This is a genomic window from Micromonospora sp. NPDC005197, from assembly GCF_040608295.1.
Taxonomy (GTDB): domain Bacteria; phylum Actinomycetota; class Actinomycetes; order Mycobacteriales; family Micromonosporaceae; genus Micromonospora.
The window spans coordinates 25,718-44,519 of the sequence record NZ_JBEXHY010000045.1 but is presented as its reverse complement, the minus strand read 5'-3'; the positions used below and the strand labels follow the sequence as shown (position 1 = coordinate 44,519).

Annotated in this window: 24 protein-coding genes; all 24 read left to right on the top strand. The window is 68.0% G+C overall.

The genetic code is table 11. From position 1 onward, the window contains the following. Positions 1-100 precede the first annotated feature (100 nt). The 24 genes from ABZU46_RS17075 to rplF all read left to right on the top strand — a co-directional run bounded on the left by ABZU46_RS17075 (position 101) and on the right by rplF (position 18,762). On the top strand, positions 101-3,988 hold the full coding sequence (locus ABZU46_RS17075; RefSeq protein ID WP_354858669.1) for a DNA-directed RNA polymerase subunit beta': 3,888 nt from the start codon (positions 101-103) through the stop codon (positions 3,986-3,988). A gap of 92 nt (positions 3,989-4,080) precedes the next feature. Further along, on the top strand, positions 4,081-4,449 hold the full coding sequence (locus ABZU46_RS17070; protein ID WP_354858666.1) for a hypothetical protein: 369 nt from the start codon (positions 4,081-4,083) through the stop codon (positions 4,447-4,449). Between the two features lie 669 nt (positions 4,450-5,118). Next, on the top strand, positions 5,119-5,499 hold the full coding sequence (locus ABZU46_RS17065) for a hypothetical protein (protein WP_354858671.1): 381 nt from the start codon (positions 5,119-5,121) through the stop codon (positions 5,497-5,499). Between the two features lie 479 nt (positions 5,500-5,978). Next, complete coding sequence (gene rpsL / locus ABZU46_RS17060) at positions 5,979-6,353, top strand: 30S ribosomal protein S12 (RefSeq protein ID WP_007465318.1); 375 nt, start codon at positions 5,979-5,981, stop codon at positions 6,351-6,353. A 1-nt stretch (position 6,354) separates the two neighbouring features. Continuing rightward, on the top strand, positions 6,355-6,825 hold the full coding sequence (gene rpsG, locus ABZU46_RS17055) for a 30S ribosomal protein S7 (protein ID WP_007465317.1): 471 nt from the start codon (positions 6,355-6,357) through the stop codon (positions 6,823-6,825). Between the two features lie 74 nt (positions 6,826-6,899). Further along, a complete protein-coding gene (gene fusA, locus ABZU46_RS17050) occupies positions 6,900-8,996 on the top strand; it encodes an elongation factor G (protein ID WP_354858664.1) in 2,097 nt (698 codons plus the stop codon). Between the two features lie 212 nt (positions 8,997-9,208). Next, complete coding sequence (gene tuf / locus ABZU46_RS17045; protein ID WP_007465313.1) at positions 9,209-10,402, top strand: elongation factor Tu; 1,194 nt, start codon at positions 9,209-9,211, stop codon at positions 10,400-10,402. Between the two features lie 350 nt (positions 10,403-10,752). Next, complete coding sequence (gene rpsJ, locus ABZU46_RS17040; protein WP_007073037.1) at positions 10,753-11,061, top strand: 30S ribosomal protein S10; 309 nt, start codon at positions 10,753-10,755, stop codon at positions 11,059-11,061. An 11-nt stretch (positions 11,062-11,072) separates the two neighbouring features. Beyond that, positions 11,073-11,738 carry a 50S ribosomal protein L3 gene (gene rplC, locus ABZU46_RS17035; protein ID WP_354823900.1) on the top strand — a complete coding sequence of 222 codons (666 nt, stop codon included), beginning with the start codon at positions 11,073-11,075 and terminating at the stop codon, positions 11,736-11,738. After that, positions 11,735-12,385 carry a 50S ribosomal protein L4 gene (gene rplD, locus ABZU46_RS17030; RefSeq protein ID WP_354858661.1) on the top strand — a complete coding sequence of 217 codons (651 nt, stop codon included), beginning with the start codon at positions 11,735-11,737 and terminating at the stop codon, positions 12,383-12,385. The genes rplC and rplD overlap by 4 nt, the downstream gene beginning before the upstream one ends. Continuing rightward, positions 12,382-12,684, top strand: coding sequence for a 50S ribosomal protein L23 (rplW, locus tag ABZU46_RS17025; RefSeq protein WP_088998352.1), 303 nt, complete (start codon positions 12,382-12,384; stop codon positions 12,682-12,684). Before rplD ends, rplW begins: the two co-directional genes overlap by 4 nt. Before the next feature lie 12 nt (positions 12,685-12,696). After that, complete coding sequence (gene rplB / locus ABZU46_RS17020) at positions 12,697-13,536, top strand: 50S ribosomal protein L2 (protein ID WP_007465301.1); 840 nt, start codon at positions 12,697-12,699, stop codon at positions 13,534-13,536. Between the two features lie 12 nt (positions 13,537-13,548). Beyond that, entirely contained in the window at positions 13,549-13,830 is a 282-nt protein-coding gene (gene rpsS / locus ABZU46_RS17015) for a 30S ribosomal protein S19 (RefSeq protein WP_007465299.1), read from the top strand. A gap of 41 nt (positions 13,831-13,871) precedes the next feature. Then, entirely contained in the window at positions 13,872-14,330 is a 459-nt protein-coding gene (gene rplV / locus ABZU46_RS17010) for a 50S ribosomal protein L22 (RefSeq protein ID WP_007465297.1), read from the top strand. Then, the gene (gene rpsC / locus ABZU46_RS17005; RefSeq protein ID WP_007465294.1) at positions 14,330-15,199 is read left to right on the top strand and encodes a 30S ribosomal protein S3; all 870 of its coding nucleotides are present in this window, start codon (positions 14,330-14,332) and stop codon (positions 15,197-15,199) included. Before rplV ends, rpsC begins: the two co-directional genes overlap by 1 nt. Positions 15,200-15,202: 3 nt before the next feature. Then, positions 15,203-15,628 carry a 50S ribosomal protein L16 gene (gene rplP / locus ABZU46_RS17000; protein WP_007465292.1) on the top strand — a complete coding sequence of 142 codons (426 nt, stop codon included), beginning with the start codon at positions 15,203-15,205 and terminating at the stop codon, positions 15,626-15,628. After that, on the top strand, positions 15,628-15,864 hold the full coding sequence (rpmC, locus tag ABZU46_RS16995) for a 50S ribosomal protein L29 (protein ID WP_007465283.1): 237 nt from the start codon (positions 15,628-15,630) through the stop codon (positions 15,862-15,864). The genes rplP and rpmC overlap by 1 nt, the downstream gene beginning before the upstream one ends. After that, complete coding sequence (rpsQ, locus tag ABZU46_RS16990) at positions 15,861-16,139, top strand: 30S ribosomal protein S17 (protein WP_354858656.1); 279 nt, start codon at positions 15,861-15,863, stop codon at positions 16,137-16,139. Before rpmC ends, rpsQ begins: the two co-directional genes overlap by 4 nt. Before the next feature lie 101 nt (positions 16,140-16,240). Further along, the gene (gene rplN, locus ABZU46_RS16985) at positions 16,241-16,609 is read left to right on the top strand and encodes a 50S ribosomal protein L14 (protein ID WP_007073026.1); all 369 of its coding nucleotides are present in this window, start codon (positions 16,241-16,243) and stop codon (positions 16,607-16,609) included. After that, positions 16,606-16,926 (top strand): 50S ribosomal protein L24, encoded by a 321-nt coding sequence (gene rplX / locus ABZU46_RS16980; protein WP_007465276.1) that lies wholly within the window; start codon positions 16,606-16,608, stop codon positions 16,924-16,926. Before rplN ends, rplX begins: the two co-directional genes overlap by 4 nt. Further along, positions 16,926-17,492 carry a 50S ribosomal protein L5 gene (gene rplE, locus ABZU46_RS16975; protein ID WP_354858655.1) on the top strand — a complete coding sequence of 189 codons (567 nt, stop codon included), beginning with the start codon at positions 16,926-16,928 and terminating at the stop codon, positions 17,490-17,492. Before rplX ends, rplE begins: the two co-directional genes overlap by 1 nt. A gap of 1 nt (position 17,493) precedes the next feature. Continuing rightward, a complete protein-coding gene (locus tag ABZU46_RS16970) occupies positions 17,494-17,679 on the top strand; it encodes a type Z 30S ribosomal protein S14 (RefSeq protein ID WP_007465272.1) in 186 nt (61 codons plus the stop codon). 116 nt (positions 17,680-17,795) lie between these two features. Continuing rightward, positions 17,796-18,203 carry a 30S ribosomal protein S8 gene (gene rpsH, locus ABZU46_RS16965; protein WP_007465270.1) on the top strand — a complete coding sequence of 136 codons (408 nt, stop codon included), beginning with the start codon at positions 17,796-17,798 and terminating at the stop codon, positions 18,201-18,203. 16 nt (positions 18,204-18,219) lie between these two features. Further along, positions 18,220-18,762 carry a 50S ribosomal protein L6 gene (gene rplF, locus ABZU46_RS16960; RefSeq protein WP_354858653.1) on the top strand — a complete coding sequence of 181 codons (543 nt, stop codon included), beginning with the start codon at positions 18,220-18,222 and terminating at the stop codon, positions 18,760-18,762. Positions 18,763-18,802 lie beyond the last annotated feature (40 nt).

Below are 18,802 nucleotides of genomic sequence, written 5' to 3'. Positions count from 1 at the left end.
GCTGGTTCTATGTGGTCTGTGGTGCGCTGTGGGGGGCCGGCTCGCCGGCCCCCGACCCCACCCGAGAATTAGCAGTACAGACGACGACATAGGGGACAGAGTGCTCGACGTCAACTTCTTCGACGAGCTGCGCATTGGTCTCGCCACCGCCGACGACATCCGTCAGTGGTCGCACGGCGAGGTCAAGAAGCCTGAGACGATCAACTACCGCACCCTGAAGCCGGAGAAGGACGGACTCTTCTGCGAGAAGATCTTCGGTCCGCAGCGGGACTGGGAGTGCTACTGCGGTAAGTACAAGCGCGTCCGGTTCAAGGGCATCATCTGTGAGCGCTGCGGCGTCGAGGTGACTCGCTCCAAGGTCCGTCGTGAGCGGATGGGGCACATCGAGCTCGCCGCTCCGGTGACCCACATCTGGTACTTCAAGGGCGTTCCGAGTCGGCTGGGCTACCTGCTGGACCTCGCCCCCAAGGACCTCGAGAAGATCATCTACTTCGCCTCGTACGTCGTGACGAGCGTGGACGCCGAGTCGCGTCACCGTGACCTCTCGACGATCGAGAACGAGATCCTGGCCGAGAAGCGGCAGTCCGAGAACAGCCGCGACTCGGAGATCGAGAAGCGGGCCGCCAAGCTCGAGGCCGACCTGGCCGAGCTGGAGGCCGAGGGTGCCAAGGCGGACGTCCGGCGCAAGGTCAAGGAGGGCGGAGAGCGCGAGATGCGCCAGATCCGCGACCGGGCCCAGCGCGAGATCGACCGCCTGGACGAGGTGCTGGACACCTTCCGCAAGCTGGAGCCGAAGCAGCTGGTCACCGACGAGCTGCTCTACCGCGAGCTGCGCGACCGGTTCGGTGAGTACTTCACCGGTTCGATGGGCGCGGAGGCGATCAAGGCGCTGGTCCAGAACATGGACCTCGACGCCGAGGCCGAGAGCCTGCGGGAGACCATCCGGTCCGGCAAGGGTCAGCGGAAGATCCGGGCGCTCAAGCGACTCAAGGTCGTCGCGGCGTTCCTGAACACCCGCAACTCGCCGCTCGGCATGGTGCTGGACTGCGTCCCGGTCATCCCGCCGGACCTGCGCCCGATGGTGCAGCTCGACGGTGGCCGCTTCGCGACCTCGGACCTCAACGACCTGTACCGGCGTGTGATCAACCGGAACAACCGCCTCAAGCGGCTGATCGACCTCGGCGCGCCCGAGATCATCGTCAACAACGAGAAGCGGATGCTCCAGGAGGCCGTCGACGCGCTGTTCGACAATGGCCGTCGCGGCCGGCCGGTCACCGGCCCGGGCAACCGCCCGCTCAAGTCGCTGTCCGACATGCTCAAGGGCAAGCAGGGCCGGTTCCGCCAGAACCTGCTGGGCAAGCGCGTCGACTACTCGGGCCGTTCGGTCATCGTGGTCGGCCCGAAGCTCAAGCTGCACCAGTGTGGTCTGCCCAAGCAGATGGCGCTGGAGCTGTTCAAGCCGTTCGTGATGAAGCGGCTGGTGGACCTCAACCACGCGCAGAACATCAAGTCCGCCAAGCGGATGGTCGAGCGTCAGCGCCCGGTCGTGTGGGACGTGCTGGAAGAGGTCATCGGCGAGCACCCGGTGCTGCTCAACCGGGCGCCGACCCTGCACCGTCTGGGCATCCAGGCCTTCGAGCCGCAGCTGGTCGAGGGCAAGGCGATCCAGATCCACCCGCTGGTCTGCACCGCGTTCAACGCCGACTTCGACGGTGACCAGATGGCGGTGCACGTGCCGCTGTCCGCCGAGGCCCAGGCCGAGGCGCGGATCCTGATGCTGTCGTCGAACAACATCCTCAAGCCGGCCGACGGCAAGCCGGTCACCATGCCCACGCAGGACATGGTCATCGGTCTGTACTACCTCACCCACCTCACCCCCGGTGAGAAGGGCGAGGGCCGGGTGTTCAGCTCGGACGCCGAGGCGCAGATGGCCTTCGACAACGGTGAGCTGGGCCTGCAGGCGCCGGTGAAGATCCGCCTGCGTGGCGTGGTCGGCGTCGACAACGGCACCGGCGCCGAGGCGTGGACCGCCCCGGAGGGCTGGGTCGAGGGTGACCCGCTGACCGTGGAGACCACCCTGGGCCGGGTGCTGTTCAACGAGACGCTGCCGCAGGGCTACCGCTTCGTGAACTACGAGATCCGCAAGGGTCAGCTCTCCGCGATCGTCAACGACCTCGCCGAGCGCTTCCCCAAGGTGGCGCTGGCCGCCACCCTGGACGGGCTCAAGGAGGCCGGTTTCCACTGGGCCACCTGGTCCGGCGTGACGATCGGCATGGAGGACGTCATCGCTCCGCCGCGCAAGGCGGAGATCCTGGCGAAGTACGAGAAGGAAGCCGACCGGATCGACAAGCAGTACCAGCGTGGTCTGATGACCGCCGAGGAGCGTCGCGGCGAGCTCATCGAGATCTGGACCAAGGCGACCAACGAGGTCGCCAAGGAGATGGACACCGCGCTGCCGCAGGAGAACCCCCTGTGGGTGATGATCAACTCGGGTGCCCGCGGTAACCTGCTCCAGCTCCGGCAGATCGCGGCGATCCGTGGTCTGGTGGCCAACCCGAAGGGCGAGATCATCCCGCGGCCGATCAAGGCCAGCTACCGGGAGGGTCTGTCCGTGCTGGAGTACTTCATCTCCACGCACGGTGCCCGTAAGGGTCTCGCCGACACCGCGCTGCGGACCGCCGACTCGGGTTACCTGACCCGTCGTCTGGTGGACGTCTCCCAGGACGTGATCATCCGCGAGGAGGACTGCGGCACCGACCGGGCGATCCCGATGCAGATCGGCGAGAAGCTGGACGGCAAGCTCGTCATTCACACCCACGCCGAGACCAGCGTGCACGCCCGGACCCTGGCCGACGACATCAAGGGGCCGGACGGCACCGTGGTGGCCGAGCGCGGCCAGGACATCAACTCCATCGGGGTCGACAAGATCGTCGCCGCTGGCGTGGAGACGGTCCGGGTGCGCAGCGTGCTCACCTGCGAGTCGAAGCTGGGCGTCTGCGCGGCCTGCTACGGCCGTTCGCTGCCGACCGGCAAGTCGGTCGACATCGGTGAGGCTGTCGGCATCATCGCCGCCCAGTCCATCGGCGAGCCGGGTACGCAGCTGACGATGCGTACCTTCCACACCGGTGGTGTCGCGGGTGAGGACATCACCCAGGGTCTGCCGCGTGTCCAGGAAATCTTCGAGGCTCGGGTCCCGAAGGGTAAGGCGCCCATCGCCGACACCCCGGGTCGGATCCGGATCGAGGACGGCGAGCGCTCGCGCAAGATCATCGTGGTGCCGGACGACGGCAGCGAAGAGATCGTCTACGACAAGATCTCGAAGCGGGTCAAGCTCCGGACCCACGACGGCGGTCACGTCGCGGTCGGCGAGAAGCTGACCGAGGGCACCATCGACCCGCACGAGCTTCTGCGGATCATGGGTCCGCGGGCGGTCCAGGTCCACCTGACCAGTGAGGTCCAGGAGGTCTACCGCTCGCAGGGTGTGCTCATCCACGACAAGCACATCGAGATCATCATCCGCCAGATGCTCAAGCGGGTGACGGTCATCGACTCCGGCTCGACCGAGTTCCTGCCGGGTGTGCTGGTCGACCGGGCGCTGTTCGAGTCGGAGAACCGCCGGCTCGTGTCGGAGGGTGGCGAGCCCGCCGCCGGCCGTCCGGTGCTGATGGGTATCACCAAGGCCTCGCTGGCCACCGACTCCTGGCTCTCCGCGGCCTCCTTCCAGGAGACCACCCGGGTGCTGACCGACGCTGCGATCAACTCGCGCAGCGACTCGCTGGTCGGCCTCAAGGAGAACGTGATCATCGGTAAGCTCATCCCGGCCGGTACGGGCATCAGCAAGTACCGCAACGTCCGGGTCGAGCCGACCGAGGAGGCCAAGGCCAAGGTCTACTCGATGACCGGCTACCCGGAGACCGATTACGGGTTCGGGCCGGCCAGCGGGCAGGCTGTGCCGCTGGACGACTTCGACTTCGGGTCGTACCGCTAAGCACCGACACCGACGAGGCCCCCGGCACCTGCCGGGGGCCTCGTCGTGTCCGGACCGACCCGGCCGTCGACCGGGTTGGGCATGATGGAGGCATGACGACCGCACCCGGACAGGTGTCCGTCGCGTCTCAGGGCCTGCGCCACCCGCTGGATCCGGACCCGGCCCGTGCCACGAAGGCGCGGGCGGTCTTCGCGCTGGGGCTGCTCGGCATGTTGACCGGGCTCTTCATCGGCGGGGTGGTGCCGGCGACGGTGGCGCTGCAACTGGCCCGGCAGGCCCGCCGGGAGGCGTACGCCTCGGGGGGTTTCCTGACCGGCGGCGTCTGGCTGCGGCGGGGGGAGCGGTTGGCCTGGACCGGCCTGGCGCTGGTCGCGGTCACCGTGGTCGTCGCCGTGGTGATCGGGGTGGTCCGGCTGGCTGACACGCCGTTCGGCCACGACTACCCGGCGAACATGGACTGACCGTTTCACCGGCCACGCCCAGCGCGGACGGCGCCGCTTCCGGCGGTAGCCTGGCCGGTGTCCGCCGCGCGGCGACGGCGGCCCTGTCGACAGGAGGACCTCGTGACGGAACCGGCGCGGCCCCCGGCGGACGAGCCGGCGGGGCATCCTGACGCGCCGGCCGCGAGCCCGGCCCCCTCCGGCCCGGACGAGCGGGCCCAACCAAGTCCGAACGGGCCGCCCGCCCCGCCCGCCGACGTCCCCGATCCGGGTACGCCGCCGTCGGGTTGGGGTGCGCCGCCCCCGCCCGGATGGGGTCCGCCCACGGCCGAGTGGGGCGGGGTCTATCCGCCCGGACACGGCCAGCCCCATCCCGCTTCCGGGGCGCCGCTGCCGCACGCCTGGGGTCAGCCGCCGTCGGGCTGGGGTCAGCCGTCGGGGCCTGCCGCGCCGTCGGGCTGGGGTCAGCCGTCGTCCGGGCCTGGTGCGCCCGGGGGTTGGGGGCACCCGCCGGCGGGGGTTGGTGTGCCGCCCGGCTGGGGTCAGCCGCCATCGGGGCCCGGCGCGCCAGCGGGTTGGGGCCACCCGGCGCAGGGCCAGCCGGCGCAGGGCCAGCCGCCCGGGTGGGGCGTGGCTCCCGCCCGACCGGTGCCGCCGCCCACCGACGATCAGCGGCGGCCGCCGAAGCGGGTGGAGGCGGTGCCCGGCACGCCGTTCGGCGTGGTGTACCTGGACGTGCCGCCGGTCACCTCCGGACTGGCGACCGGGGCGCTGGTGGCGGGCATCGCGTCGATCCTGGTCTCGCTCCTGGTGATCTGCTTCGGGGTGGCCTTCGCAGACGACGGCGGCGTCTGGGCCTCCGGCGCCTTCACCGTTCTGGGGGTGCTGGCGGGGGTGGCGGCGATCGTCACCGGTCTGCTCGGTCGGCGGCAGATCGGCCGACCGGCCGCGCCGTCGGCGGTACGGTTCACCGGGCGAGGGCTGGCGGTGGCGGGCATCAGCTGCGGCGCGGCGGGTGCGGTGCTCAGCCTGCTGGGTCTGGGTCTGGCGTTGCTGATCACCCTGACGTGAGGCCGTGCGCCGGGTCTGCGGTGCCTGCCCGGGGGCGACGGGTGGTCCGGCGGGGAAGCCGGTACACTTGTGTCCGTAGGTGCCCATCGCGGGCGACGAGGCGGGACGAGATCCGGCCGGCGAGTGTGAGACGGTCGCCGACCCATTCCGTTTTGACCTGGGCGGCTGTGGTAGGTACTCTTTCCCCTTGTGCCCGGGCGTGCCCGGGCAACTCGTGCGTGCGCTGGATCCGGAGTCCGGACGGCGGCACGACAAGCCAGAGATCCGGGGCGGGGCGATCCGCGTGCCGGTGACAGAAAACCCGGTACGCCTGCGAAAGCGTCCGAACCGGGACCGTGAGCTGGGCGACACGCCCGACCGCGGGTGCCGGGGCCTCCGCAAGGTGGCCCTGGTCGGAATGTAGGAGAGCCGGTCATCAGGCCGGCTAACGAGCAGACGGCGCGGCCGCGTACAGCGGCCGAAGGGAGCGGAGAAACCCGGTGCCCACCATCCAGCAGCTGGTCCGAAAGGGCCGTCAGGCCAAGACGACCAAGACCAAGACCCCGGCGCTCAAGGGGTCCCCCCAGCGGCGCGGCGTGTGCACCCGCGTGTACACCACCACCCCGAAGAAGCCGAACTCGGCGCTGCGCAAGGTCGCTCGTGTGAAGCTCAGCAGCCAGATCGAGGTGACCGCCTACATCCCGGGCGTCGGTCACAACCTGCAGGAGCACTCGATCGTGCTCGTTCGCGGCGGCCGGGTGAAGGACCTCCCCGGCGTGCGTTACAAGATCGTCCGCGGCTCGCTGGACACCCAGGGTGTCCGCAACCGCAAGCAGGCGCGCAGCCGTTACGGCGCGAAGAAGGAGAAGAGCTGACATGCCGCGTAAGGGACCCGCTCCGCGGCGGCCACTGGTCGCTGACCCGGTGTACAACTCGCCGCTGGTCACCCAGCTGGTGAACAAGATCCTGCTGCGCGGCAAGCGTCAGCTCGCCGAGTCGATCGTGTACGCGGCCCTCGAGGGCTGCCGCGAGAAGTCCGGCACCGACCCGGTCGTCACCCTCAAGCGGGCGATGGACAACGTCAAGCCGACCCTCGAGGTGCGCAGCCGTCGTGTCGGTGGCGCCACCTACCAGGTTCCGGTCGAGGTCCGCCCCACCCGGGCGACCACCCTGGGCCTGCGCTGGCTGGTCACCTACTCCCGCGCCCGGCGCGAGAAGACCATGGTCGAGCGGCTGATGAACGAGCTGCTGGACGCGAGCAACGGCCTCGGTGCCGCCGTCAAGCGGCGCGAGGACACGCACAAGATGGCCGAGTCGAACAAGGCCTTCGCGCACTACCGCTGGTAACACCCTGGTTCCGGCGCCTCCGGGCGCCGGAACCGCCACCAGTTGAGTCGAGACGACGATAAGTAGGGATTGAAGTGGCCGCCGCAGACGCGCTCGCCAAGGTACGCAACATCGGCATCATGGCGCACATCGATGCCGGTAAGACCACGACCACCGAGCGAATCCTGTTCTACACCGGCATCACGTACAAGATCGGTGAGGTCCACGAGGGCGCTGCCGTCATGGACTGGATGGAGCAGGAGCAGGAGCGTGGTATCACCATCACCTCCGCTGCTACCAAGTGTGAGTGGAAGGGCCACACGATCCAGATCATCGACACGCCTGGTCACGTCGACTTCACGGTCGAGGTCGAGCGGTCGCTGCGTGTCCTGGATGGTGCGGTCGCGGTTTACGACGGTGTCGCCGGCGTGGAGCCGCAGACGGAGAACGTCTGGCGGCAGGCCGACAAGTACAACGTCCCGCGCATGTGCTTCGTCAACAAGCTCGACCGGACCGGCGCCGACTTCTTCCGCTGCGTGCAGATGATGATCGACCGGCTGAACGCCACCCCGCTGGTGCTCCAGATCCCGATCGGGCTCGAGGGCGACCACATCGGTGTCGTCGACCTGATCGGCATGCGCGCCCTCACCTGGCGTGGGGAGACTCAGAAGGGTGAGGACTACGCGGTTGAGGAGATCCCGGCCGACCTGGCCGACTCCGCTGCCGAGTGGCGCGAGAAGCTGATGGAGACCCTCGCCGACGTCGACGACTCGGTGATGGAGAAGTACCTGGAGGGCGAAGAGGTCTCCGTCGAGGAGATCAAGGCCGCCATCCGGCGTGCCACCATCGCCGGCAAGGCCAACCCGGTGCTCTGCGGCTCGGCGTTCAAGAACAAGGGCGTCCAGCCCATGCTCGACGCCGTGGTCGACTTCCTGCCGTCGCCGCTGGACGTTCCGGCGATCGAGGGTACGGCCACCGACGGCGAGACCCCGCTGCTGCGTAAGCCGTCCAACTCGGAGCCCTTCTCCGGCCTGGCCTTCAAGATCCAGACGGACAAGCACCTGGGCAAGCTCACCTACGTCCGGGTCTACTCCGGCACGCTCGATTCCGGTTCCCAGGTGGTCAACTCCACCAAGGACCGCAAGGAGCGCATCGGCAAGATCTACCAGATGCACGCCAACAAGCGGGAAGAGCGTCCGTCGGCGCAGGCCGGCGACATCATCGCCGTGCAGGGTCTCAAGCAGACCACCACCGGCGACACGCTCTCCGACCCGGCGAACCCGGTCATCCTGGAGTCGATGACCTTCCCGGAGCCGGTCATCTCGGTGGCGATCGAGCCGAAGACCAAGTCCGACCAGGAGAAGCTGGGCACCGCCATCCAGCGCCTGGCCGAGGAGGACCCGACCTTCCGCGTCCAGCTGGACGAGGAGACCGGTCAGACGGTCATCTCCGGCATGGGTGAGCTGCACCTGGACATCCTGGTCGACCGGATGCGCCGCGAGTTCAACGTCGAGGCCAACGTCGGCAAGCCGCAGGTGGCGTACCGCGAGACCATCCGCCGCAAGGTGGACAAGGTCGAGTACACCCACAAGAAGCAGACCGGTGGTTCCGGCCAGTACGCCCGCGTCATCGTGAGCGTCGAGCCGCTTCCGCTGGACAACGACTCGCCGACCTACGAGTTCGCCAACGCCGTCAGCGGCGGCCGCATCCCCCGGGAGTTCATCCCCTCGGTGGACGCCGGTGCGCAGGACGCGCTGCAGTACGGCATCCTGGCGGGCTTCCCGCTGGTCGGCGTGAAGCTGACCCTGCTGGACGGCCAGTACCACGAGGTCGACTCGTCGGAAATGGCATTCAAGATCGCCGGCTCGATGGTGATGAAGGACGCGGCCCGCAAGGCCGACCCCGCACTGCTCGAGCCGATGATGGCCGTTGAAGTCACCACTCCTGAGGAGAACATGGGTGACGTCATCGGTGACCTCAACTCCCGCCGCGGCATCATCCAGGCGATGGAGGAGCGCAGCGGCGCCCGCATCGTCCGGGCTCTGGTGCCGTTGTCGGAGATGTTCGGCTACGTCGGCGACCTGCGGTCGAAGACCCAGGGCCGGGCTAGCTACAGCATGCAGTTCGACTCCTACGCCGAGGTTCCGCAGAGCGTCGCGAAGGAGATCATCGCCAAGGCAACGGGCGAGTAACGCCCTGAGCAGGTGATTCGTGGTCGGTCGCGGGTGGTTTCACCCGCCCGCGGCCACCACGATCGGATTGCGTGAGACCGGGCCTGTAGGCTTCATCGCCGCAGAACCCACAAAAGCTCTCCGGCCGTTCGGCCGGAAAGGCTGTCGACAGAGTCCTAAGCGCCGACCGGCGCGCCGGGCGTACGAACCAAGAAGTCCACAGGAGGACACCAGTGGCGAAGGCTAAGTTCGAGCGGACTAAGCCGCACGTCAACATCGGCACCATTGGTCACATCGACCACGGTAAGACGACGCTGACGGCGGCCATCACCAAGGTCCTGCACGACCAGTTCCCGGACCTGAACCCCTACACGCCGTTCGACGAGATCGACAAGGCGCCGGAGGAGAAGGCCCGCGGCATCACGATCTCGATCGCGCACGTCGAGTACCAGACCGAGGCGCGGCACTACGCGCACGTCGACTGCCCCGGCCACGCGGACTACATCAAGAACATGATCACCGGTGCCGCGCAGATGGACGGCGCGATCCTGGTGGTCGCGGCGACCGACGGCCCGATGCCGCAGACCCGCGAGCACGTGCTGCTGGCTCGCCAGGTTGGTGTGCCGTACATCGTCGTGGCGCTCAACAAGAGCGACATGGTCGACGACGAGGAGCTCCTGGAGCTCGTCGAGCTCGAGGTCCGTGAGCTGCTCTCCTCGCAGGAGTACCCGGGTGACGACCTGCCGGTCGTCCGGGTTTCGGCGCTGAAGGCCCTCGAGGGTGACCCCGAGTGGACCGGCAAGCTCCTGGACCTGATGACCGCGGTCGACACCGCGATCCCGCAGCCGGAGCGTGAGACCGAGCGGCCGTTCCTCATGCCGATCGAGGACGTCTTCACGATCACCGGTCGTGGCACCGTCGTCACGGGTCGCGCCGAGCGCGGCATCCTCAAGCCGAACGAGGAGGTGGAGATCGTCGGTATCCGCGAGAAGTCGCAGAAGACGGTCTGCACCGGCATCGAGATGTTCCGCAAGCTGCTCGACGAGGCCCGCGCGGGCGAGAACGTCGGTCTGCTGCTGCGTGGCATCAAGCGCGAGGACGTCGAGCGCGGCATGGTGGTCGTCAAGCCGGGCACCACGACCCCGCACACGGAGTTCGAGGCGACGGTCTACATCCTCTCCAAGGAGGAGGGCGGCCGGCACACCCCGTTCTTCCAGAACTACCGTCCGCAGTTCTACTTCCGGACCACGGACGTCACCGGTGTCGTCACCCTCCCCGAGGGCACCGAGATGGTCATGCCGGGCGACAACACCACCATGTCGGTGAAGCTGATCCAGCCCATCGCCATGGAGGAGAACCTCAAGTTCGCGATCCGCGAGGGTGGCCGCACCGTCGGCGCCGGGTTCGTCACCAAGATCATCAAGTGAGCTAGGTAACCCCGATTAGACCCGCCGCCGGTCGTGCGGCATACTAGTCAGGTTGCGTAACGACAGTTCGTCGCCTGTGTTCGGCTTTCGCTGAACCTCCGGGTGGCGAGACAGTCGAGCGTGGGGTGGTTGGCGGCCCAGTCGCCAACCACCCTCGCACGGCGTTCAGGTCGCGGTAATGCGATCGGCGCCTTGACCCACCGCGCGGTCAGCACCACTCCGGAACCACGGGGCGGAGCCCGGCCCGAGGGCGCGACACGCCCGACCGCGGGGGTCGGCGAAGTGGGCCTGTGCCAGCCGGTACAGGCGCCCGCAACACAGCGGCATCGAGAGAAGGAACAGAAGCCACCATGGCGGGACAGAAGATCCGCATCCGGCTCAAGGCCTATGACCACGAGGTCGTCGACTCCTCGGCTCGGAAGATCGTCGAGACGGTGACGCGCACCGGGGCGCAGGTCGCGGGCCCGGTGCCGCTGCCCACGGAGATCAACCGTTTCTGCGTTATCCGCTCGCCGCACAAGTACAAGGACTCGCGCGAGCACTTCGAGATGCGCACGCACAAGCGGCTGATCGACATCATCGACCCGACCCCGAAGACGGTCGACTCGCTCATGCGCCTCGACCTGCCGGCTGGCGTCGACATCGAGATCAAGCTGTAGGGACCGGACAAATGGACAGGCAAGTCAAGGGGATCCTGGGCGCCAAGCTCGGCATGACCCAGGTCTGGGACAACAACAAGGTTGTTCCCGTGACCGTGGTCGAGGCCGGCCCGTGCGTCATCAGCCAGGTTCGTAGCGCCGAGAAGGACGGTTACTCCGCGGTCCAGCTGGCGTACGGCACGATCGACCCGCGCAAGGTCAAGAAGCCGATCAGCGGGCACTACGCGAAGGCGGACGTGGCGCCGCGCCGGCACATCGTCGAGCTGCGCACCACGGACGCCGGGGAATACTCGCTGGGCCAGGAGGTCACGGTCGAGGAGTTCCCGGCAGGCGTCACGATCGACGTCACCGGCAAGACCAAGGGCAAGGGCTACGCCGGCCCGATGAAGCGGCACGGCTTCCACGGCCTGGGTGCCGGTCACGGCGTCGAGCGCAAGCACCGCTCGCCGGGCTCCATCGGCGCCTGCGCCACTCCGGGTCGTGTCTTCAAGGGCACCCGGATGGCCGGCCGCATGGGTGGCGTGCGCTACACCGTGCAGAACCTCACCGTCCAGGCGGTCGACACCGAGAACAACCTGCTGCTCGTCCGGGGTGCCATTCCTGGTCCCAAGGGCGCGCTGGTTCTGGTCCGTACCGCGGCCAAGAGCAAGGTGAAGAAGGGCGGTGCGGCCAAGTGACCACCGTTGACGTGCGCACCGTCGAAGGCAGCACCAGCGGCTCCGTCGAGCTGCCGGCTGACATCTTCGACGTGCAGGCCAACGTCGCGCTGATGCACCAGGTCGTGGTGGCCCAGCTCGCGGCGGCCCGACAGGGCACGCACAAGACCAAGACCCGCGGCGAGGTCGCCGGTGGCGGCAAGAAGCCGTACAAGCAGAAGGGCACCGGTCGCGCCCGGCAGGGCTCGATCCGCGCGCCGCAGTTCGCCGGCGGTGGCGTGGTGCACGGTCCCGTGCCGCGCGACTACAGCCAGCGGACCCCGAAGAAGATGAAGGCCGCCGCACTCCGCGGTGCCCTCTCGGACCGGGCCCGCGCCGGGCAGGTGCACGTCGTCGAGGCGTTCGTCTCGGGCGAGAAGCCGTCGACCAAGGCCGCACTGGCCACGTTGACCACGCTCACCGAGGCCCGTCGGGTTCTCGTCGTGCTGAGCAGCACCGACGAGCTGAACTGGGTGTCGCTGCGCAACGAGCCGCGGGTGCACCTGATCGAGTCCGGCCAGCTGAACACGTACGACGTGCTGGTGGCCGACGACGTGGTCTTCACCAAGGACGCCCTGGACGAGTTCCTGGGCGTGCCCGCCGAGACCACCGAGGAGGGTGGCAAGTGAGCACGATCGCCGACCCGCGCGACATCATTGTGGCGCCGGTCGTCTCGGAGAAGAGCTACAGCGAGCTGAACCGGAACTGGTACACCTTCCTGGTGCACCCGGACGCGAACAAGACCGAGATCAAGATCGCTATCCAGCAGATCTTCGACGTCCGCGTCCTGACGGTCAACACGCTCAACCGCCAGGGCAAGCGCAAGCGCACCAAGACCGGCTTCGGTCAGCGCAAGGCGACCAAGCGGGCGATCGTGAAGCTGGCTGACGGTGACCGTATCGAGGCCTTCGGCGGCCCGGTCAGCTGAGGGGTGTAGACAATGGCTATCCGTAAGTACAAGCCGACGACGCCGGGCCGACGTGGCTCCAGCGTCGCCGACTTCGCCGAGATCACCCGGTCCACGCCGGAGAAGTCGCTGCTGGCTCCGCTGCCGAAGAAGGGCGGGCGTAACGCCCACGGCCGGATCACCACGCGGCACCACGGTGGCGGTCACAAGCGCCAGTACCGTCTGATCGACTTCAAGCGGGTCGACAAGGACGGCGTGCCGGCGAAGGTCGCTCACATCGAGTACGACCCGAACCGCACGGCGCGCATCGCGCTGCTGCACTACGCCGACGGCGAGAAGCGGTACATCATCGCGCCGAAGGACATGAAGCAGGGCGACCGCGTCGAGTCCGGTCCGGGCGCCGACATCAAGCCGGGTAACAACCTGCCGCTGCGCAACATCCCGGTCGGTACCACGATCCACAACGTGGAGCTGCGTCCGGGCGGCGGGGCCAAGCTGGCCCGTTCCGCCGGCGTCGGCATCCAGCTGCTCGGCCGTGAGGGCGCGTACGCGACCCTGCGTATGCCGTCCGGCGAGATCCGGCGGGTGGACGTGCGCTGCCGCGCGAGCGTCGGCGAGATCGGCAACGCCGACCAGTCGAACATCAACTGGGGTAAGGCCGGCCGTATGCGGTGGAAGGGCAAGCGCCCGACCGTCCGTGGTGTCGCCATGAACCCGGTCGACCACCCGCACGGTGGTGGTGAGGGTAAGACCTCCGGTGGTCGCCACCCGGTCAACCCGCAGGGTAAGCCCGAGGGCCGCACCCGCCGTAAGGGCCAGCCGAGCGACAAGCTGATCGTCCGCCGCCGCTACGCCACGCGTAAGCGCGGCTGAGGGAGATAAGACATGCCTCGCAGCCTCAAGAAGGGCCCGTTCGTAGACGACCACCTGCTCAAGAAGGTGGAAGTGCAGAACGACAAGGGCTCGAAGAACGTGATCAAGACCTGGTCGCGGCGCTCGACGATCATCCCGGAGATGCTCGGGCACACGATCGCGGTGCACGACGGACGCAAGCACGTCCCGGTGTTCGTGACCGAGGCGATGGTCGGGCACAAGCTCGGCGAGTTCGCGCTGACCCGCACGTTCAAGGGTCACGAGAAGGACGACCGGAAGAGCCGTCGGCGCTGACGCCGCGGGCATACGGATAGAGGGAACAAGGGGTTACAGCGATGCCAGGAAAGGGCGACGCTCCGGTGCTTCCGGGCGCGCGGGCGGTTGCGCGGCACGTGCGCATCTCGCCGATGAAGGCGCGCCGGGTGGTCAACCTCGTCCGCGGCCTGCCCGCGAAGGAGGCGCTCACGGTGCTGCAGTTCGCGCCGCAGGCTGCGAGCGAGCAGGTGTACAAGGTGCTCGCTAGCGCGATCGCCAACGCGGAGAACAACGAGCGGCTGGACCCCGACGCGCTGCTCGTCAGCGAGGCGTTCGTGGACGAGGGCCCGACGATGAAGCGGTTCCAGCCGCGGGCACAGGGTCGGGCGTACCGGATCCGCAAGCGCACCTGCCACATCACCGTGGCGGTCGAGGCGGTCGCGCCGGCAGCGCCGAGGAAGGCCGCGGCGAAGAAGGCCGCCCCGGCCACGGAGGCCGCACCGGCCGAAGCGCAGAGCAAGACGGAGGACGCCGAGTAATGGGTCAGAAGGTTCACCCCACTGGGTTCCGGCTCGGCATCTCGACCGACTGGAAGTCCCGTTGGTTCGCGGACAAGCTCTACAAGGACTACATCGGCGAGGATGTCAAGATCCGCCGCATGATGTCCAAGGGCCTCGAGCGTGCCGGGATCTCCAAGGTCGACATCGAGCGCACCCGCGACCGCGTCCGCGTCGACATCCACACCGCCCGGCCGGGCATCGTCATCGGCCGTAAGGGTGCGGAGGCCGACCGGATCCGCGGCGAGCTCGAGAAGCTCACCGGCAAGCAGGTCCAGCTGAACATCATCGAGGTGAAGAACCCCGAGTCGGACGCTCAGCTCGTCGCGCAGGGCGTGGCCGAGCAGCTGTCCAGCCGGGTCAGCTTCCGTCGGGCGATGCGCAAGGCCATGCAGTCGGCCATGAAGAACCCGGTCTGCAAGGGCATCCGGGTTCAGGTCTCGGGTCGCCTCGGCGGCGCCGAGATGAGCCGGACCGAGTTCTACCGCGAGGGCCGGGTTCCGCTGCACACGCTGCGGGCCAACATCGAGTACGGCTTCTTCGAGGCCCGTACCACCTTCGGCCGGATCGGCGTGAAGGTCTGGATCTACAAGGGCGACGCGGTTCCGGGCCGGGAGGCTCCGGCCGAGGCCGGTCCGTCGCGCCCGCGTCGTGGTGAGCGCGGCGACCGTCCCGAGCGTCCGCGCCGTGGCCGGTCCGGTTCGTCCGGCACGACCGCTGGTGGCACCGAGGCCGGCCGGGCTGCTGCGACCACCATCGCGCAGCAGGCCGAGACGCCGAGTGGCGAGCCGGTCGACAGCGCTGCTGTCGCCGCGGCGGCTGCTCCGGCAGAAACGCAGCAGGAGGGCTGACAGATGCTGATGCCGCGCAAGCCCCCGAAGGGCTTCCGCAAGCCGCACCACCCGGACCGCAGTGGCGCGTCCAAGGGTGGTAACCGGGTGGTGTTCGGCGAGTTCGGGATCCAGGCTCTCGAGCCGGCGTACGTGACCAACCGCCAGATCGAGTCGGCGCGTATCGCGATGACCCGTCACATCAAGCGTGGCGGCAAGGTCTGGATCACGATCTTCCCGGACCAGGCCCTCACCAAGAAGCCTGCCGAGACCCGGATGGGTTCCGGTAAGGGTTCGCCCGAGTGGTGGGTCGCCAACGTCAAGCCGGGGCGGGTTCTCTTCGAGATGTCCTTCCCCAACGAGCAGATCGCGCGAGAGGCCATGCGTCGCGCGATCCACAAGCTCCCGATGAAGTGCCGCATTGTTACGCGCGAAGTGGGTGAATCCTGATGGCAGCGGGCGTTAAGGCGACCGAGCTGCGTGAGCTCTCCGAGGAGGAGCTGGTCACGAAGCTGCGGGAGGCCAAGGCGGAGCTGTTCAACCTCCGCGTGCAGGCCGCAACCGGGCAGCTGGACAACAACCGGCGGCTGCAGGTCATCCGTCGGGAGATCGCCCGGATCTACACGATCATGCGCGAGCGCGAGCTGGGGCTCTCGGCCGCGCCGACTGAGGTGACTGCATCATGACCGAGAACACCACCACTGACGCCACCCGCGCGCGCCGCAAGGTCCGCGAGGGCCTGGTGGTCAGCGACAAGATGGACAAGACCGTCGTGGTCGAGGTCGAGGACCGGGTTCGGCACGCGCTGTACGGCAAGATCATGCGCCGTACGCGCAAGCTGAAGGTGCACGACGAGCAGAACGCCGCCGGCATCGGCGACCGGGTCCTGATCATGGAGACCCGGCCGCTGAGCGCCACCAAGCGTTGGCGGATCGTGGAGATCCAGGAAAAGGCCAAGTAGCGAAGGCTCGATCTCGCCCGGCGTTGCGTCGGGCGTAGGTTCCGCCAGGCTCCGGCCGGCCGCTACGGCGGCCGGAGAACCGGCAGACATAGGAGATAGACGTGATTCAGCAGGAGTCGCGACTGCGCGTCGCCGACAACACGGGTGCTCGGGAGATCCTGTGCATCCGGGTTCTCGGTGGCTCCGGTCGGCGCTACGCGAGCATCGGCGACGTCATCGTGGCCACGGTCAAGGACGCGATCCCGGGTGCCGGTGTGAAGAAGGGCGACGTCGTCAAGGCGGTCGTCGTTCGCACGGCCAAGGAGAAGCGGCGGCCGGACGGCTCGTACATCCGCTTCGACGAGAACGCCGCCGTCATCATCAAGGACGGTGGGGACCCGCGCGGTACCCGCATCTTCGGCCCGGTGGGCCGGGAGCTGCGGGACAAGCGGTTCATGAAGATTATTTCCCTCGCGCCGGAGGTGTTGTGACCGTGAAGGTCAAGAAGGGCGACACGGTCGTCGTCATCGCCGGCAAGGACAAGGGTGCCAAGGGCAAGGTCATCGCGGCCTACCCGCGGCAGGACAAGGTCCTGGTCGAGGGCGTGAACCGGGTCAAGAAGCACACCCGCATCAGCACCACCCAGCGTGGCGCCAAGACCGGCGGCATCGTCACCCAGGAGGCCCCGATCCACGTCTCGAACGTGCAGGTCCTGGACTCCGACGGCAAGCCGACCCGCGTCGGTTACCGGATCGACGACAACGGCCAGAAGGTCCGCATCGCGCGTAGCACCGGTAAGGACCTGTGATGACCACGGCTACCGAAAAGACCATGCCGCGCCTCAAGGAGCGGTACCGCAACGAGATCGTGGCCCAGCTGCGTGAGCAGAACAGCTACGGCAACCCCATGCAGGTGCCGCGGCTGGTCAAGATCGTCGTCAACATGGGTGTCGGCGAGGCTGCTCGCGACGCCAAGCTGATCGACGGCGCGGTCCGCGACCTCGCCACGATCACCGGCCAGAAGCCGCAGGTGCGGCGGGCGACCAAGTCCATCGCGCAGTTCAAGCTCCGCGAGGGCATGCCGATCGGCGCGAAGGTGACCCTTCGTGGCGACCGGATGTGGGAGTTCCTGGACCGGCTGCTGTCCATTTCGCTGCCGCGTATCCGCGACTTCCGCGGTCTGGACGGGCGCAAGCTGGACGGGCACGGCAACTACACGTTCGGTCTGACCGAGCAGTCCGTGTTCCACGAGATCGACCAGGACCGGATCGATCGGCAGCGGGGTATGGACATCACGGTGGTCACGACCGCCACGACTGACGACGAGGGTCGGGCGCTGCTCAAGCTCCTGGGCTTCCCGTTCAAGGAGAACTGAGATGGCCAAGAAGGCGCTGATCATCAAGGCGGCCGCGAAGCCGAAGTTCTCGGTTCGCGCGTACACCCGCTGCCAGCGGTGCGGGCGTCCGAAGGCGGTCTACCGCAAGTTCGGGCTCTGCCGGGTCTGCATCCGGGAGATGGCCCACCGCGGTGAGCTGCCGGGTGTGTCCAAGGCTTCCTGGTAAGGGCGACCGCGTCCCGGCTGTCAGCCGGGAACTCCTGCACCGATTAGGTATTGCTCTTCGCCGTAGGCCCGGGGCTGATGCCCCGGGAACCCCGGCGAGAAAGGCTGACGAAATCCATGACGATGACCGACCCGATCGCAGACATGCTCACGCGTCTGCGTAACGCCAACCAGGCGTACCACGATCAGGTGAAGATGCCCTACTCCAAGATCAAGGCGAACATCGCCGAGGTCCTGAAGGCCGAGGGTTACATCGCCACCTGGTCGGTCGAGGAGCCCGAGGAGGGCGCCGTCGGCAAGCGACTGGTCGTCGAGCTGAAGTACGGCCAGAACCGGGAGCGGAGCCTGGCCGGCATCAAGCGCGTGTCCAAGCCCGGTCTCCGGGTGTACGCCAAGTCGGACGGGCTCCCGCGGGTGCTCGGTGGGCTGGGCGTGGCGATCATTTCGACGTCCCAGGGGCTGCTGACCGACCGGCAGGCCCGCAAGCGGAGTGTTGGCGGGGAAGTCCTCGCCTTCGTCTGGTAACGGGAGACTGGTAGAAATGTCGCGAATTGGACGTAAGTCGATCCCGGTACCAGCCGGCGTCGACATCACGATCGACGGGCAGACCGTCAAGGTCAAGGGCCCGAAGGGCGAGCTCCAGCACACGATCGCCGACCCGATCACGATCGAGCGTGCGGAGGACGGGCAGCTGAACGTCAACCGCCCGAACGACGAGCGCAAGGCCAAGGAGCTGCACGGCCTGAGCCGTACCCTGGTCGCCAACATGATCGTCGGCGTGACCGAGGGCTACCGCAAGAGCCTGGAGATCGCCGGCACCGGTTACCGGGTCACCGCCAAGGGTTCGGACCTCGAGTTCGCGCTCGGGTTCTCGCACCCGGTGGTCGTTCCCGCGCCGGCGGGCATCACCTTCACGGTGGAGCGGCCGACCCTGTTCCACGTGGCCGGCATCGACAAGCAGCAGGTCGGTGAGGTCGCCGCCAACATCCGGAAGATCCGTCCGCCGGAGCCCTACAAGGGCAAGGGCGTGAAGTACCAGGGCGAGGTCATCCGCCGCAAGGCCGGCAAGGCAGGTAAGAAGTAATGGGCGAGGTCATCCGCCCCAGCAACGCGAAGGCTGGAAA

Bases quoted from the DNA above. Each gene is read 5' to 3' on its own strand.
- ABZU46_RS17070 (WP_354858666.1), top strand. From the start codon at position 4,081: ATGACGACCGCACCCGGACAGGTGTCCGTCGCGTCTCAGGGCCTGCGC.
- rpsG (WP_007465317.1), top strand. From the start codon at position 6,355: ATGCCGCGTAAGGGACCCGCTCCGCGGCGGCCACTGGTCGCTGACCCG.
- rpsJ (WP_007073037.1), top strand. From the start codon at position 10,753: ATGGCGGGACAGAAGATCCGCATCCGGCTCAAGGCCTATGACCACGAG.
- rplC (WP_354823900.1), top strand. From the start codon at position 11,073: ATGGACAGGCAAGTCAAGGGGATCCTGGGCGCCAAGCTCGGCATGACC.
- rplB (WP_007465301.1), top strand. From the start codon at position 12,697: ATGGCTATCCGTAAGTACAAGCCGACGACGCCGGGCCGACGTGGCTCC.
- rpsS (WP_007465299.1), top strand. From the start codon at position 13,549: ATGCCTCGCAGCCTCAAGAAGGGCCCGTTCGTAGACGACCACCTGCTC.
- rplV (WP_007465297.1), top strand. From the start codon at position 13,872: ATGCCAGGAAAGGGCGACGCTCCGGTGCTTCCGGGCGCGCGGGCGGTT.
- rpsC (WP_007465294.1), top strand. From the start codon at position 14,330: ATGGGTCAGAAGGTTCACCCCACTGGGTTCCGGCTCGGCATCTCGACC.
- rplP (WP_007465292.1), top strand. From the start codon at position 15,203: ATGCTGATGCCGCGCAAGCCCCCGAAGGGCTTCCGCAAGCCGCACCAC.
- rpmC (WP_007465283.1), top strand. From the start codon at position 15,628: ATGGCAGCGGGCGTTAAGGCGACCGAGCTGCGTGAGCTCTCCGAGGAG.
- rpsQ (WP_354858656.1), top strand. From the start codon at position 15,861: ATGACCGAGAACACCACCACTGACGCCACCCGCGCGCGCCGCAAGGTC.
- rplE (WP_354858655.1), top strand. From the start codon at position 16,926: ATGACCACGGCTACCGAAAAGACCATGCCGCGCCTCAAGGAGCGGTAC.
- ABZU46_RS16970 (WP_007465272.1), top strand. From the start codon at position 17,494: ATGGCCAAGAAGGCGCTGATCATCAAGGCGGCCGCGAAGCCGAAGTTC.
- rpsH (WP_007465270.1), top strand. From the start codon at position 17,796: ATGACGATGACCGACCCGATCGCAGACATGCTCACGCGTCTGCGTAAC.
- rplF (WP_354858653.1), top strand. From the start codon at position 18,220: ATGTCGCGAATTGGACGTAAGTCGATCCCGGTACCAGCCGGCGTCGAC.